This window comes from Bartonella sp. AP72JLCBS (assembly GCF_042195705.1).
Lineage (GTDB): Bacteria > Pseudomonadota > Alphaproteobacteria > Rhizobiales > Rhizobiaceae > Bartonella.
Genome location: NZ_JBHIOU010000001.1, coordinates 1 through 17714, shown reverse-complemented (window position 1 = coordinate 17714; position 17714 = coordinate 1). Strand labels below are relative to the sequence as shown.

Here is a 17714-nt window from a genome sequence, read left to right as displayed (position 1 = left end):
GGGTTTTGCCATGTGTGTTTTCGCGCGTTGTGATGATGTTGAACTCTGTAGGAGGAGATTCTTATGAAAAAAAAATATTCCACACCAAATTTAATTAAAGTTGTCTCTCTTAGTACGGTAATGGCCACACTCTTATCGAGTGTTTCTCCTGTTGTTGCTTCGAATCTCGCGATAACGGGTGACAAAACTATGAGCACGAGTGGTTCTGGTGTGTCTTATGACCATGGTAGCCATGGCAGTATTGTTTTTGCGGGTGATGATAATTACTGTGGTGTGGATAATGTCATTGGTCGTGGTGGCAAGCAACAGGAGTCAATTGCTAGTACTAATCAAATAACCGCAGAGCAGCAATATGATAGATTTATCAAAAATACAAATTTTTCTGGTCGTTATCCTTATGGCGTGACCACTGATAAGGTCACTTGGAGTGGTGATAGTAATACGAGCAACAGCAGCACTGGTTATATGGGGAAGCTTACAGGTGGTAGCACGAGTGCTATGCCTGAGGCTTATGGTGTGTATTCTTTTGCAACCGGTTGTGGATCTGCTGCAACAGGGAATTATTCAACAGCATTTGGTGCGGGTGCAACTGCAAAGAGTGGAGGAGCACAAGCTTTTGGTGTTTCTGCTCTTGCGAATGGAGCAGCAAGTGTTGCCATAGGGATTGGATCGGAAACGGTAAAAAGATCGTCTATCGCTATAGGTGGGCTTTCAAAGGCAGATGGCATTGATAGTATTGCGTTTGGTAGCAGCGCGGCTACAGGTGGTCAAGATGCGATTGCGATAGGTTATGCCGCTAAAGCCGGTGCGCAAAATGCGGTTTCAGTTGGTTCAAGTACAAAAGCGACTGGTAAAAGTAGTTTGGCTCTAGGCTATAAGGCAAGTGCATCAGGAGAATTAGCAGTTGCTATTGGTGGACTTGCAACCGGTATCCACGGCATTGCTATGGGGAATAACGCAGAAGCGAAGGATCAAGATACGATTGCGATAGGTTATGCTGCTCAAGCTCAAACAAAGTATTCGATTGCAATTGGTCCAAATGCACAGGTGATTGCTGGAGACGGAGTTGCTTTGGGGGGAGCTTCCGTTGCCAGTGTTGTTAATAATGTTGCTGGTTATGATCCTGTAAGTAACAAAAATTCACAACAAAACAATGGTGCATGGAAAAGTACAAAAAGTGCAATCAGTGTTGGAAAAGCTGACGGTAGTATAACACGCCAGATTACTGGGTTGGCGGCTGGTACTGCAGATACTGATGCCGTCAATGTGGCACAGTTGAAAGCTATGAGAGCTGTCGTAGAAGGAGCAGGGGGATGGAAGTTATCTGTTAACGGTGAAGCTGCTGTGGATATTCTGCCTGGTGAAACAGTCAATTTTGCTGGAGCTGAACTTGAGAATTATGAAAACAAGAACATTAAAATTGTAAGAAAAGATGATAAAACAGTAGAATTTGATTTGAATGACTTCATTACAGTTGGACGTGTACAAGCAGGAAAAACCCAATTAAGCGACCTTGGTTTCGTGATTACTGGTGGTCCGCGTATGACTGGTAGCGGTATTTTTGCTGGTAATAAACAAGTTTATGGAGTGGCAGCGGGGAGTGCAGAGACTGATGCGGTTAATGTTGCACAGCTGAACGATGTAAAAGAATTGATATCAAAGGCGGGAGGAAGCTGGAAACTTTCTGTTGATGGTAACAATGCTACAGATGTTGGGGCAGGAAGTACAGTAGATATTGTTGCGGCAGTGAGCGGGGACGGAAGCAAAAATATCAAGATTGAAAAAGATAATAATAAAGTTACATTTTCTTTGAATGATACTCTTAAGCTTACGAGTGTCACGACAGGCAACAGCATTATGAATAGTGAAGGCTTTATTATTGAGAATGGGCCAAGAATGATTTTGGATGGTATTTCTGCTGGAAATAAAAAGATTACAGACGTAGCAGCAGGGAAAAGCGATACCGATGCAGTCAATTATGCGCAGTTGAGCGAGGTAAGACAATTGGTATCAAAAGCAGGGGGATGGAAGTTATCTGTTAATGGTGAAGCTGCTGTGGATATTCTGCCTGGTGAAACAGTCAATTTTGCTGGAGCTGAACTTGAGAATTATGAAAACAAGAACATTAAAATTGTAAGAAAAGATGATAAAACAGTAGAATTTGATTTGAATGACTTCATTACAGTTGGACGTGTACAAGCAGGAAAAACCCAATTAAGCGACCTTGGTTTCGTGATTACTGGTGGTCCGCGTATGACTGGTAGCGGTATTTTTGCTGGTAATAAACAAGTTTATGGAGTGGCAGCGGGGAGTGCAGAGACTGATGCGGTTAATGTTGCACAGCTGAATGAAGTAAAAAATCAAATAGCAGGAAATGGTCTTGTTAAATGGGATGAAGAACAGAAACTTATCACCATTGGTAAGGAAAAAGATGGTACGAAAATTGATGTTGCAGGCAGTGGGGGAGACCGTAGTATTTCTGGTGTAAAGGCCGCAGAGAGAGACAATGAAGCCGTTAATAAAAAACAACTCGATGGTGAAATTGCAACTATTACTGATACTATTAACAATATTAAGGAGGGTGGTGCTTTTGCAGTTCTCTACGATAAGAATGGTGATAGCAGTGTTAATTATAACAGTGTGACTTTAGGTGGCGGTAAGACTGGTGGGCAGGTAGCTCTGCACAATGTTAAAGATGGTGAAATTACTGAAGAGTCGTATGATGCAATTAATGGTAGGCAGCTTTGGAAGACGAATGAGCGTGTTACAGATGTTGAAAAGGATATTGTCCATATTAACGATAAGGTTACTAATATATCAGCTACGGTTACTGATCTTGGCAAGGAGGTTTTCAATATTCAGGAAGCGAATGCTTTTGCTGTCCTCTACGATAAAAATGCAGATGAAACCGTTAATTATAACAGTGTGACTTTAGGTGGCGGTAAGAGTACAGGACCAGTTGCTCTTTTGAATGTCAAAGATGGCAAAATTGCTAAAGATTCGCATGATGCTATCAATGGGAACCAAATTAATACAATATCCGGAGATATTGCAAAGTTTTTTGGCGGAGGTACTGTATTTCAAGATGGTTCTTTTTTAGGACCAAGATATAATTTATCTACTGTTTCTGCAGATGGTACTGTAGGACAGAAGGTACATACTGATGTTGGCTCAGCGTTGACAGGACTTGATGACAATGTCAACAATGTGAATAGCCGCTTAACACATGTAGCTAATGAGTTTACTCAGAAAATTGAGGGTGTTTCTAAAGATTCTCTATTGTGGAGTAATGATGAGCAGGCGTTTGTAGCACAGCATGGAGACGGAAAAACCAATAGCAAAATTAAATTTCTTTCCAATGGAGATATTACTGAAAATTCAACCGATGCAGTGAATGGTTCGCAGCTCTTTGCGACTAATCAGAATGTTAACACTGTTACAAATAATCTGACAACAATTGCTAAAAATATATCAAAGTATTTTGGTGGTGGTGCAGACGTATCTAACGGTAAGGCTCCCACTTACACTATTCAGGGTAAGCCACATAATGATTTTGAATCTGCTTTTAGTACTGTTGATAATTCTATCACGAATATACAAAATCAGATTACGAATGCGACAAAAAATAGCCTTGTTAAGCAGGAGGAAAATGAAGGTACTATCACTGTTGGTAAAGCAACAGGTGGGACTAAAATCAATGTTGCAAACAAATCTGGTGATGCTCGTACAATTTCTGGTGTAAAAGCTGCAGAGCGAAATGATGAAGCTGTTAACAAAGCCCAGCTTGATAAAAGTATCGAGAAGATTTCTAATGATATTAATCTTACAAGTGCTGCTGCAGTTCTCTACGATAAAGAAAACGGTACCGTTAATTATGGTAGCGTAACTTTAGGTGGGGTAGATAACCAAGGCCCCGTTGCTCTTCATAATGTTAAAGATGGGAAAATTGCTGAAGATTCGCATGATGCAATCAATGGGAACCAAATTAATAAAATATCTGGAGATATAGCAAATTATTTTGGTGGTGGTGCCTCGTTTGAAAATGGTGCCTTTAAAGGACCAAACTATAGTTTATCTGTTATTGTTGAAGATGGTCAGGTGGCAAAAGCCAATTATCATGACGTTGGCTCAGCTTTGAGTGGTCTTGATGCGAATGTGAAGAGTGTGAATACGCATCTGACGAATGTGGTAAAAGATGTCAATGAAAAAATCACGAATATTACACAAGAAGTCAAAGGGGACGCTTTGTTGTGGAGTAATGATGAGCAGGCATTTGTTGCTCTCCACGGAGAAGGACAGAAGACAAACAGCAAGCTTACCTCTCTTTTGAATGGAGACATTTCTGAAGATTCAACGGATGCAGTAAATGGTTCGCAGCTCTATGAAACTAACCAAAAGATTAGTAAGTTGGGTAATGGCTTTGACGGTATAAGTACAAATATATCGAAGTATTTTGGTGGTGATACAGATATAGCTAACGGTAAAGCGCCAACCTATACGATTCAGGGCACTACACATAATGATGTTAGTTCTGCTTTTAGTTCTGTCAATAATTCTATCACGGAGATTTCTAATCAGATTTCCAATGCGACAAAAAATAGCCTTGTCAAGCAAGAGGAAAATGAAGGGGATATCACCATTGGTAAGGAAAAAGGTGGAACGAAAATTGATATTACAGGCAGTGGAGGAGCTCGGACTATCGCGGGCGTGAAAGCTGCAGAGAACGATAATGAAGCAGTTAATAAAAAACAACTCGATGAAAGTATAGGAAAGATTAACAACAATATTGAGAATATAAGTGCCTCTGCGGTTCTTTACGATAAAAATGATGATAGCACTGTCAATTATGAGAGTGTAACTTTAGGAGGTAATAAGGTTAACGGGCAAGTTGCTCTTCATAACGTCAAAGATGGAGAGATTTCCGATCAATCGCATGATGCAATTAATGGTAGCCAGATTAATAAAATATCCCAAAATGTTGCTGAATTTTTTGGTGGTGGGACCTCATTCGAGAATGGAGTCTTTAGAAAACCGAGATATAATTTAACTACTATTGATGAAAATGGTCAGGTAAAACAGCGGGAATATAATGATGTTGGATTGGCTTTGTCAGGGCTTGATACAAATATCAGACATGTTAATCATCATTTAGTCCTTTCAATGAAGGACGTTGCTTCTTATTTTGGTGGTGGTGCTGGATATGATGAAAATGGAGAATGGTATGCTCCTACTTTCGTAGTTTCTCAGCGTAATGAGGATGGCACTATTGTTGAGAAAAAGCATCATAATGTTGCTGATGCTTTTAAAGGTGTCGATAATTCTATTACGGATATCTATAATCAGATTAATAATGTAACAGAAAATAGTCTTGTGAAACAAGAAGGAGGTTCTGAAGGTCTTATTACCGTTGGTAAGGCGACAGGTGGTACTAAAATAAGCATTGCAAATAAAGATAATCAAGAAAGAACACTTTCCGGTATAAAAGATGGAGAACTTTCTCAAACATCTACTGAAGCAGTAAATGGTTCACAACTTTTTGCTACGAATGAGAAGGTTACCACTGTTAACAATGATCTCAAAACAGTCGCTCAAAATACATCGAAATATTTTGGTGGTAGTACAGATGTATTGAACGGTATAGAACCAGCTTTCCTTATTCAGGGGGAGACCTATCATAATGTTACGGAAGCGTTTACAGGTGTTAATACTTCTATCACAAATATTGATAATAAGATTTCCGAAGTGGTAAAAAATAGTCTTGTTAAGCAAGAGAAAAATACAGATGTTATTACCATAGGTAAGGATACAGCTGGTACTGAGATCAATATTGCGGGATATGCTGGTGTAGCGCGTTCTATTTCTGGTGTTAAGGCAGCAGAGAAGGGTGATGAAGCTGTTAACAAAGACCAACTTGATAAAAGCATAAAGGATATTACTAAAGATATTGAGACAGTAACTGCTGCTGCGGTTCTCTATGATAAGAATGACGATAATAGTGTTAATTATGGTAGTGTAACTTTGGGCGGCGATAAGAACAACGGACCAGTTGCTCTTCATAACGTAAAAGATGGTAGCATTTCTGAAAATTCCAACGATGCAATCAATGGTAGTCAGATTAATAAAATATCAGCAGATATTGCAAAGTTTTTTGGTGGTGGTGCAAAGTTCATTAACGGTGCTTTTGAAGGGCTGAAATATACTTTATCCGCTATTGTAGGTGGTGAAGTAGGGAAGGCTAATTTTTACAATGTTGGTGATGCTTTAACAGGTCTTGATAAAAATGTTCAAGATGTGAATCAACGCTTAACGAATGTATCCAATGAGTTTAACCAGAAAATTGAAGATTTCTCTAAAGATGCTTTACTGTGGGATGATGAGGAAGAAGCATTCGTTGCACGTCATGAAAAAGATGGTAAGAAAACAAACAGCAAATTGAAGTATCTTTTAGATGGTGAGATTGCTCAAGGTTCAACAGATGCCATTACGGGCAACCAACTTTATTCCATGAATAACCAACTTGCGAATTATTTCGGTGGCGGTGCCAAATATGAGAATGGCAAATGGACAGATCCTACTTTTAAGATTGTTCAAGTCAATGCTGATGGTACGACTGTTGAGACAGAGCATCATAATGTCGCTGATGCTTTTGGTGACGTCAATAAAAATATGTCAAATATTAATAACCGTATTGATGATGTCATCAACAAGGTCGATTCAGATGCTTTAAAGTGGAATGATAAAGAAAAAGCCTATGATGCTGGTCGCGATGGAAAGCCGAATAAAATTATCAATGTAGCTGATGGTAAAGTTGAAAAAGGCTCGAAAGATGCCGTCAATGGTGGGCAACTTTGGGAAACCAATGAACGTGTCACTGGTGTCGAAAAAGATGTGAAACATCTTACCAACAGAGTTGATACCATTTCCAATACGATTGCTGATATTGGTGATACAGTTATCAATATTGATGCCAAAGTTGATAACATCAATAATAGAGTTGACGGCATTGAAGAGGATGCTGTTCGTTATGATAGAGATGAAAACGGCAAAAAAACCAATAAAATCACATTAGCGGGGGGGGATGCCAGTGAACCTGTTCTGATTGATAATGTAGCTGATGGTAAAATTGAAAAAGGCTCGAAAGAGGCTGTAAATGGTGGTCAACTTCATGATTATACTAAAGAACAGATGAAGATTATTCTTGATGAATCCAAGCAGTATACAGATCAACGGGTTAATAATATTGTGATTGATGCGATTGATGATGCTGTTGATCGGGCTAAGCAATATACAGATATGAAGTTTGATATTTTAAACTATAGTATTGAGAGTGTGAAAAAAGAGGCAAGACAAGCAGCGGCTATTGGTCTTGCAGTGTCTAACTTACGCTACAATGATACACCTGGAAAATTAAGCGTTGGATTTGGTACTGGTTTATGGCGTAGTCAGTCTGCATTTGCCTTTGGTGCAGGTTACACCTCAGAAAATGGAAAATACCGCTCTAACATATCCGCAACAACTTCTGGAGGTCACTGGGGTGTAGGTGCGGGATTCAATATGACATTGAATTGATAATAAACAAAATACATAAAAATTCCTTTTCACCCCTGTCTCATGAGGCAGGGGTGAATTGTTGTTACGTATGTAAAAAAAATATATATAAATTGATAAGCGCTAACGATAAATACAGGTTTAAAAAACAGAAAAACCGGACGCTTTCAACAAAATGAACTTCTTATTTCAAAATAAGATAATGAGTTTTTTCATAAATTATAAGTTTATTATTTTCTTCTTTAATTTTTAAATCTGAAAAATCTGTAGCACTCTACAGATAAAAAACCTTTTGCTCTCTACAAATCTATTAAAAAGCTTTTAAGACAAAAATCTCCATTCAAATGTATTTCAACTTTACTGGAAGAAGCTATAAAACAATATGCTAAATTAACTCTACCCCTTGCAAAAAACAACCAATAAGTTTAAAGGTTAAAAAAAACCAATCACCACAAAAAAATTACTTTCTTAGGAAATGTAAAAGAGCAAAACGCATTAACCATAAAACCTAAAACACAACTTCTCTATCTTTTCAGTCAGGTACTAAATTTTTGAATACGTTTAGAAAAACCAATTTTAGGGGACCTAATAGCGTTTAAATGTGTCTTTTTTGTGTTTATAGTTATTTCTTTCATTGGGGAGTTCATTATGAAAAAATTATATACAAAATTAGCAGGGAGCAGTTTAAAATTTTCTCGTTTTCCTTTTATTAAAGTCCTATCCTTGACTTCAATAGCGGCACTTTTAGCCAGTGTTTCCCCTGTTTTTTCGAATGATTTGGATTCTTCTAGTTCATCACAGGAAAATTATTTAACAGCGCTGAATGTTGCTTTGACATCCAAGGTAAGTGCTGCTGATGACTATGAAAATTTTTTAACCAAAACTCTTACTGGTGTAAGTGATTATAGTCCTATAGTGAATGTTTTGGCAGAAACCAGCGATTCGATACGTTCAATTGATATGAATGCTGGAAGTAAAAAAATAACAAGAGCAGCTTTAACTCCAGGAGTTGTAAAGGGAGATCAGATAACTAGCAGTCAGGATTTGGGTAATTCTCTTATTTATGGTGAACGAGCTCAGGGAGAAGCGCATGATGCTATTGTTTCCGGGCAGGTAGCGCAGACGAAGGCTGACCAAGGGATTGCTATCGGCTTAACTGCTTTAGCTGGTAGTAGTAGAAATACTAAAAATAGCATTGCAATCGGCTCTTCTCTAACCGATAGTTCTGATGAAAAAGAGAGAACAGTTTCATTTGGTGATTATAGTAAGGGTATAACCAGACAAATTACAGGCGTAGCAGCTGGTTCTAATGTTACCGATGCAGTGAACCTTAGACAGTTGCAGGACTTAGAACAAGTTGTAAGACAAAACGGTTGGAAATTCTCTGTTGGAGATAAAAATGCTACAACCGTTCTTATGGATAGCGCGGTAGATTTTTCCGCAGGAAGTAGCAACCTAAATATTACAAAGGGCGAAGATAACAATAAAGTAAAATTTGATCTGGCTCAAGACATTATGTTAACAAGCTTAAAAGCAGGTACAAATACCTTCGATGCCACGGGCTTAGTAATTACTGATGGTCCGAAAATAACCACCGGTGGTATTGATGCTGGAAATAAAAAGGTAATGGGTGTTACATTTGGTGATCTTAGTGCAGATTCACAAGAGGCGGTAAATGGTAGTCAGTTGAATGTTGTAGCTACCCATATAGCTGGATATTTAGGCGGTGGTGTTAAATTTACGAATGGTCAATGGGATAATCCAGAGTTCAAAATTAAAACTTTAAATCCTGAGACGAATGAGATTGAAGAAGAAAGTTTTCCAAATGTAGCCAAAGCCTTTGAGGGTGTGGGTAAGTCTTATGTAAATCTTCACAATGAGATTAAAAAAGCTGCCGATGATAGTGTCTTTAAATGGCATGCCGAAACGGAGAGCATTACAATTGCTGCCAGTGAGGGAAAAGGTGGGCAAGAAAGTATTGCTATAGGTAAGCTTTCAAGTGCAACTGCTAACAATGGTATTGCATTAGGTGGTTCTGCAAATGTATCTGGTGAAAATAGTATTGCATTAGGTGGTTTTGCAAATGCATCTGGTGAAAATAGTATTGCATTAGGTGGACTTTCAGCTGCAACAGCTAAAAATAGTATGGCATTAGGTTCAAATGTACAAGTACTTCCTGAGGGTGGTGTTGCTGTGGGTTATAAATCTGTTTCTCGTAACTCAGTGTCCGCAGTTGGCTATGATCCTTCCATAGGGAGCCAGTCAACGGATGATGGTGTGATATGGAAGAGCACTCAAGGAGCTTTTAGTGTTGGTGATACTCCGAATAAGATAACACGACAGCTTACAGGTGTGGCAGCGGGTTATGCAGACACTGATGCCGTCAACATTGCACAGCTGAAAAAATTAAGAGAATTTGTAGCACAAGGGTGGACACTTTCTCTTAATGATAAGGCTGTTTCAAACTTTCAGCCGGGTGATATATTAAATTTGGTTTCTGGAAGCAAAAACTTTGAGATTAAAAATAGTGATACAACAGACAATAAAGACAAAAAAATAACATTTGATTTGGCACAAGATGTCACATTGAACAGTGTAAAATTAAAAGACATCACTTTAGATAAAACGGGCTTAACTATTGAAAATGGTCCCAAAGTAATAGCGGATGGTATTGATGCTGCAGGTAAAAAAATAACAGGTCTTGCGGGTGGAGATCTTAGCACAAATTCGACAGATGCCGTTAATGGTGGCCAGCTTCATACAATCACTGGGGATTTATCAAAAATTTTAGGTGGAGATGTATCCTTTGATGGAAAAAACTTTAAAGTACCAGAGTATAAATTATCGAATATTGATGAAAAAGGTGTTGTAACAGATAAACCGCATACCGATGTTGGTTCTGCCTTTAAAGGACTTGATGACAATATCAAGAATGTGAATGCTCGCATTAAGAAAGTCTCAGAAGGAGTTGCACAAGATTCTTTATCTTGGAGCGATGCTGACAAAGCTTTTGTCGCTCAGCATGGGGAAGGTGATGACAGAAAGGCAAGTAAAATCACATCGCTTGCTGTAGGAGATATTACGAAAGAATCGATGGATGCCGTAAATGGTTCTCAACTTTATTCACTGGGCGATAAGGTTGCAAAATATTTTTCTGATGATGCTGAATATAAGGATGGGGAATTGAAAGTTCCTGATTTTAAGCTAAAAATTATCAATGATGATGGCACTGAAGCTGAATCAAGCTATAAGAATGTATCAGATGCATTTTCAGGTGTGGGTAAACTTTTCACAAAGGTTCAAACTGCGATCAGCGATGTAATCAGTAATTTGCTTGTTACGAAAAATGAAGGTATTATCAACATTGGTAAAGGAGTAGAAGGTAGTGAAATCAATATCGCAAACAAGGGTGGTAAGGATCGAACTCTTTCTGGTGTAAAGGCAGCAGAAAAAGCCAATGAAGCTGTGAACAAAGAACAATTTGATAAAGGTTTGAAGGATCTTTCTGATACCCTTCTGTCGGATAGTTCTTCTGTTGTTCTTTACGATAAAACAACAGATAATCAAACTGATTATACAAATGTAACTTTTGGGAAAGGGAAGGATGCTACACCTGTTGCGCTCCATAATGTAGCCGCCGGATCGATTGCGGAAAACTCAACGGATGTTATCAATGGAGGACAGGTTCACATTCTTTCAATGGATATAGCAAAATTGTTGGGTGGAGATGCTGAATTTAAGGATGGTGCTTTTAAAGGGCCAACTTATAATTTATCCAGTATTGATAAAGGTGGTGAAGTAACAGATAAACCGCATACCGATGTTGGTTCTGCCTTTAAAGGGCTTGATGAGAATATCAAGAATGTGAACGCTCGCATTAAGGAGGTCTCAGAGGGAGTTGCACAAGATTCTTTATCTTGGAGCGATGGTGACAAAGCTTTTGTCGCTCTGCATGGGGAAGGTGAAGACAGAAAAGCAAGCAAGATCACATCACTTGCGGCTGGCTCTATAGTATCAGGCTCGAGTGATGCGGTTAATGGTGGACAGATTTATGATCTGAATCAGTCGCTAGCAAAGTATTTTGGTGGTGATGCTAAGTATGATGGTGATGGCTGGGTCCTTCCAGGTTTCAAGATAATGACTTTCCAAGAAGATGGAAGCTTTGTAGAGGAGGATTATGATAGCATTGCAGCCGCGTTTGCCGGTGTAAATAAGGTTTTCAAGAATCTTCATAATGAGATTTCAGACAACATTGAGCAAAATGCGTTGTTGTGGAGTGATGATGCAGGTGCGTTTGTAGCACAGCATGAGGAAGAAGGTAAAAAGGAAAACAGCAAGATCACGTTCCTTGCAAAAGGAAAGATATCAGAAGATTCGACTGATGCGATTAATGGTGGTCAGATTTATACTCTTCAACAGACATTTGCCTCATATTTTGGTGGAGGAGCTGGTTATGATAAGGAAGGAAACTGGCAAGGACCAAAATTCACCGTTCAGGTCTTTAATAAGGATGGTACGAAAGGTGATAAAGAGGAGCGTAATAATGTCTCTGAAGCATTTGATGTTGTTAATGACAGCATGAGCACTATCAACGATCGTATAAAAGAAGTTGAAAAAGGTACCTCTTCGAATAGTCTGAATTGGAATGAAGAAAAAGGAAGCTATGATGCGTCTCATGTTGATGCTCAGGGTGTTAAGAGTCCAAGTAAGATTATCAATGTAGAGGATGGCAAGGTAGACAGAGATTCAAAAGAAGCTGTGAATGGAGGACAGCTTTGGGAAACTCAGCAGATGATTACAGATCAGGTCAAGGATATTGAAAATAAAGTTACGGAGGGATCTGTACAATACGATAAAGATAAAAAAACGGGCAAAAAGACCAATAAGGTTAGCTTAGTTGGTGGAGATGAAAGTTCTCCAGTATTAATAGCCAATGTAGCCGATGGAAAGATTGAAAAGGATTCGAAAGAAGCGATTAATGGCGGTCAATTAAAAGATAAGATAGATTTTGTGCTTGAAAGTGCCAATAAGTATACGGATGAGAAAATTTCTCATCTTGTAAAAGATGGAGTTAATGAGGCTAATTCGTATACGGATATGAAGTTTTCGACATTAAGTTATGCTGTTGAGGATGTTCGAAAAGAGGCAAGACAAGCAGCAGCTGTTGGTTTAGCGGTAGCTGGTTTACGCTATAGTGATATTCCTGGAAAATTAACAATCGCATTTGGTAGTGGTTTATGGCGTAGTCAATCTGCTTTTGCTTTTGGTGCAGGTTATACTTCAGAGAACGGTGATATTGGTTCCAACTTGTCAATTACCACTTCTGGAGGTCACTGGGGTATAAGTACAGGGGTTAATGTGATACTCAACTAATAAACGACTAAATCCATAAAATTGATTTGCCTTTTTCTTATTTAAGAAAAGGGCAAATTTTTTACTTTCTTCCAGAACTCTCTAAAGCTATTCTAAATGTATAAAACTCCCGTAATTATATAAAATCCGAATATAAAAAGCTTATTACAACTTTTGTTGAGAATAAAAGAGCTTAGTGGTAAAGATTCAAAAAATTGATTGCTATTATTTTTATTTGTTAAAATGCTTCACACAATGTAAATACGAATATACCCTTTATTAAAAGAAGACAGTTTTAGCTTTTATTTTCGTATAGTTTTAAACGTATGCTTTATAATGCAACGCTCTACAGATATGCAACGTACTCCAAACACAAGTATTGCTTTATAGGGTAGTGGAGCGCAAATGGAAAAAGAATGGAGCGTTGCTGTAGGCAATATGGCTCATGTTTTAGAGAAAAGCAGTGTCGCAGTAGGTGGTGAATATAATAAGAAGAGCGAACACGGGGAAAATGATTATACTCTTTCGAAGAGTGATTATTCAACAGTAGTAGCAGCTGTTTCTAAAGCTTTAGAATATGGTTCGATTGCTCTTGGTCACTCCGTACATAAGCATTTGCTCAAGAAGCTATTTCTATGGGCTTCTATTCAAAAGCAAAAGGGGTTGGAAGTATCGCTTTAGGTTCCTATTCTAAAGTGATGGTTGATGGGGGGCTATCGGGAACAGCTCTGTGTCTGGTAGGACTGCTGGCGTTTTTGGGGATACGTCTGTTCTGCAAGGACTGGCTAAAAACACCTAATCTCAATGGAAAAGTACGAAAGTTTCAGTAAGTATTGGTGTTCCTAGTAAGAACATAACGCGACAAATTATAGGCGTAGCAGCTGATAGCAAATCTGCCGATGCAGTGAACCTGAGACAGTTGCAAGATTTAGAAGAAGTCGTAAGAAAAAAAGGGTGGAAACTGTCTATTTCTGGTGAGGCAGCTAAAGATATGGGTGCTAGATAGTACAATGAATTTTTCATCGGGAGGAAGTAACTTCAGGGTTAAAAGAGATAAGGACGATGAAAATAAGCTCATATTTGGTTTGGCTAATGATATAGCATTGAAAAGCATAACATTAGGAGAGAAAACAAAAGTCGATGCAACAGGCTTAGTAATTACTGATGTCCCGCAAATAACCACCGGTAGTATTAATGCGGCAAGTAAAAAAGTAACAAATGTTGAAAAGGAACTAGCAATACTGATGCAGTGAATTTTTCACAACTGAAGGGAATAAAAGAACAAGTAGCAGTGAGTATTTTTGTAAAACAGGATACAGCAACGAGACACATTACCATTAGTAAGGATATAGATGGGGCATTTTAGTAAAAAGCTTTCATAAATCCCCTTATGAAATAAAAAAATCTTATTCACGAAAAATAAACTAATGCTTAAACGGATGATCAATAGGCACAAAAAATTATACCTCTTTCAAAGAGATCAAAGCTAAAAACGACACACAACCTTTGATAGAAAAACGAAATCCATTCTAATATTAAGTATTTTTTTACCTTCCTCAAATTGACTTTCACGAACCTACCCCTAATTACCCTCTAAAGACACTGTAGAAACAACAGTTTATGTCTTAATTTTATTTATGTCCTAAAACACGCTGTAAAAGCAGGAACACGCAAAGGAAATAAGAAAGCTTTAGAGTTCTAGAGCATACATTTTTTGTGTTTTTAATCTATTATTATGAAGGGGGTATTATGAAAAAATTATATACTACACAAAATCTGCGTGATTTGAGTTTTTCTCGCTCACATCGTCGATCATCATTGTTTAAAGTAGCTTCGTTGGGAACTGCGGTTGCCTTGTTTTTATCGAATGCTGCTCCTGTTTTTTCAGCAAATCTCGATTTAACAAAGGCATTTCTTGAAAATGTGAAGAATGCCGCTGTAGTTTATCCGCAAAGTACTATTTCTGCGTATGATGATTATAACAGTGGTATGGATGGTTATAATTCTGTAATAAATGTTTTAACAGCCGACGGAAAATTTGCATGGGAAGATGCGCAAAACATCTTCACAGCGAATGGCACGCTCGTTTCTGATTCAAAAAGGGATAAGAGGGCTAAAAAAGCTGTTGTTTTAGATCCAGAGAAATATACGGCAAAAGAGAAAAGTTTTACTATAAACTCTATGGCTCGCGCTTCAGGGCTAGACGGTATTGCGATAGGTTCCGTATATGATAATCAAGATAGCATTGAGGAATATACATTCGCGAATGGTTACTCTTCAAAAGTGAGGGCTGATGGTAATGGAGCTATTGTTATAGATAAGAATGCTGAAACGCGTGCGGCTGAAACGCGGGCGTATGGCAATGTTGTTCTTGGGGACGGTTCTTCGACTACATCGCTTGCTGGCGCTAGCGGTTACAGTCCTATCGAGCTAAGCGAAAAAAATAAAAACAGTGAGGTATGGAAAAGTACTGCGCATGCAGCGACTATTGGTGATTATAAAAATAAGGTAACACGCCAGCTTGAAGGAGTGGCTGCTGGTAGTTATTCTACCGATGCCGTTAATGTTGCACAGCTAAAAGCGTTAAAAACTTACGTAGACCAAGGTTGGCAGCTATCTATTGGGGGTAAAAATGCTAAAGCTGTTGGTGTACAAGATACTGTAGATTTGTCGGCTGCAAGTGACAACCTTAAGATTACAAAAGGTGAGGAAAACAATAATGTAACATTTGATCTAGCTAACAATATTACAGTGGAACGAGTTACCGCTGGGAGAAGCTCTATAAGTGATGATGGCATTCTGTTTGCTGATGGCGCTCGTATAACTGTGGATGGTATTGATGCTGGCAATCAGCAGATTACAGGAGTGGCAGCTGGGGAAGAACCTGATGATGCAGTGAATTTTGCGCAGCTACAAGAGATAAAAAATCAAATAGCAGCAAATAGTCTTGTTAAGCAAGATGGTGGAGAAGAAGGTCGTATCACCATTGGTATAGAAACAGGTGGTTCTGAAATCAATGTTGCAAACAAATCGGGTGAAGATAGGATAATTTCCGGTGTGAAGGCTGCTGTAAACAATAACGACGCTGTTAATAAACAACAGCTCGATGGTCAGATTGCAGATGTTGTTGACACTATAAAAAGCAATAGCCTTGTTAAGCGAGAAGAAGAGACAAATCGTATCATCATCGGTAAGGAAATAGAAGGCACAGAGATTAATATTGCAAACAAATCAGGTGATGCTCGTGCAATTTCCGGTGTGAAAGAAGCAGTTAAGGATGATGAAGCCGTTAATAAAAAACAACTTGATGGTGAAATTGCAGATATCACGGACAGTATTAAGGTCATTAAAGAAGCAAATAACTTTGCGGTTCTTTATGATAAAAATGCAGATGGCACCATTAATTATAATAGCGTGACTTTGGGTGGTGATAAGACTACGGCACCAGTTTCTCTCCATAATGTACAAGCTGGTACAATTGCAAAAGGGTCGAATGATGCAATTAATGGTAGCCAGATTGAAAAAATATCTGGAGATATAGCAGGTATTTTTGGTGGTGATGCGGACTTTCACGACGGTATCTTGTTTGGTCCGCACTATCATTTATCGCACATTTCTGAAGATGGTGCAGCAGTAACTAAGGACCATAATAATGTTGGTACAGCTTTGACAGGGCTTGATGAGAATATAAACAATGTGAATGGTCGCTTAACACATGTAGCTAATGAGTTCACTCAGAAAATTGAGGGTGTTTCTAAAGATTCTCTATTGTGGAGTAATGATGAGCAGGCATTTTTGGCACAGTATGGAGAAAACAAAGAAAACAACAAAATTAAATTTCTTGCCAATGGAGATATTGCTGAAGATTCAACCGATGCAGTGAATGGTTCGCAGCTCTTTGCTACTAATCAGAATGTTACCACTGTTACGAATGATCTAGCAAAAATTTCTCAAAATACATCTAAATATTTTGGTGGTGGTGCAGATATATCTAACGGTAAGGCTCCCACTTACACTATTCAGGGTAAGCCACATAATGATTTTGAATCTACTTTTAATGCTGTTGATACTTCTATCACGAATATCCAAAATCAAATCACTAATGCAGCAAAGAATAGCCTTGTTAAGCAGGAAGGAGATGCAGGTACTATTACCATTGGTGTGATAACGGGGGGGACAGAAATTAATGTTGCAAACAAATCTGGTGATGCTCGTACAATTTCTGGTGTAAAAGCTGCAGAGCGAAATGATGAAGCTGTTAACAAAGCCCAGCTTGATAAAAGTATCGAGAAGATTTCTAATGATATTAATCTTACAAGTGCTGCTGCAGTTCTTTATGATAAAGAAAACGGTACCGTTAATTATGGTAGCGTAACTTTAGGTGGGATGGATAACCAAGTCCCTGTTGCTCTACATAATGTTAAAGATGGGAAAATTGCTGAAGATTCGCATGATGCGATCAATGGGAACCAAATTAATAAAATATCTGGAGATATAGCAAATTATTTTGGTGGTGATGCCTCGTTCGAAAATGGTGCCTTTAAAGGACCAAACTATAGTTTATCTGTTATTGTTGAAGATGGTCAGGTGGCAAAAGCCAATTATCATGACGTTGGCTCAGCTTTGAGTGGTCTTGATGCGAATGTGAAGAGTGTGAATACGCATCTGACGAATGTGGTAAAAGATGTCAATGAAAAAATCACAAATATTTCACAAGAAGTTAAAGGGGATGCTTTGTTGTGGAGTAATGATGAGCGGGCATTTGTAGCACAGCATGGAGACGGAAAAACCAATAGCAAAATTAAATTTCTTGC

At 38.4% G+C, this 17714-nt stretch carries 5 protein-coding genes and 1 pseudogene; all 6 read left to right on the top strand.

Going from position 1 to position 17714, the window contains the following annotated elements:
• Positions 1 to 63 precede the first annotated feature (63 nt).
• Positions 64 to 7569 carry a Vomp family autotransporter gene (locus ACFILO_RS00030; protein ID WP_375677668.1) on the top strand — a complete coding sequence of 2502 codons (7506 nt, stop codon included), beginning with the start codon at positions 64 to 66 and terminating at the stop codon, positions 7567 to 7569.
• Positions 7570 to 8196: 627 nt separating this feature from the next.
• A complete protein-coding gene (locus tag ACFILO_RS00025) occupies positions 8197 to 12921 on the top strand; it encodes a YadA-like family protein (protein WP_375677667.1) in 4725 nt (1574 codons plus the stop codon).
• Positions 12922 to 13305: 384 nt separating this feature from the next.
• Positions 13306 to 13581: a hypothetical protein gene (locus tag ACFILO_RS00020; protein ID WP_375677666.1), complete on the top strand. Its 276-nt coding sequence runs from the start codon at positions 13306 to 13308 to the stop codon at positions 13579 to 13581.
• A 329-nt stretch (positions 13582 to 13910) separates the two neighbouring features.
• Positions 13911 to 14153 carry a hypothetical protein gene (locus ACFILO_RS00015; RefSeq protein ID WP_375677665.1) on the top strand — a complete coding sequence of 81 codons (243 nt, stop codon included), beginning with the start codon at positions 13911 to 13913 and terminating at the stop codon, positions 14151 to 14153.
• Positions 14150 to 14266, top strand: coding sequence for a hypothetical protein (locus tag ACFILO_RS00010; protein WP_375652423.1), 117 nt, complete (start codon positions 14150 to 14152; stop codon positions 14264 to 14266). The genes ACFILO_RS00015 and ACFILO_RS00010 overlap by 4 nt, the downstream gene beginning before the upstream one ends.
• Positions 14267 to 14649: 383 nt before the next feature.
• Positions 14650 to 17714: pseudogene (locus tag ACFILO_RS00005) on the top strand (hypothetical protein); the annotation flags it as partial.

Coding starts and splice junctions, on each gene's coding strand:
- ACFILO_RS00030 (WP_375677668.1), top strand. CDS start 64: ATGAAAAAAAAATATTCCACACCAAATTTAATTAAAGTTGTCTCTCTT.
- ACFILO_RS00025 (WP_375677667.1), top strand. CDS start 8,197: ATGAAAAAATTATATACAAAATTAGCAGGGAGCAGTTTAAAATTTTCT.
- ACFILO_RS00020 (WP_375677666.1), top strand. CDS start 13,306: ATGGAAAAAGAATGGAGCGTTGCTGTAGGCAATATGGCTCATGTTTTA.
- ACFILO_RS00015 (WP_375677665.1), top strand. CDS start 13,911: ATGAATTTTTCATCGGGAGGAAGTAACTTCAGGGTTAAAAGAGATAAG.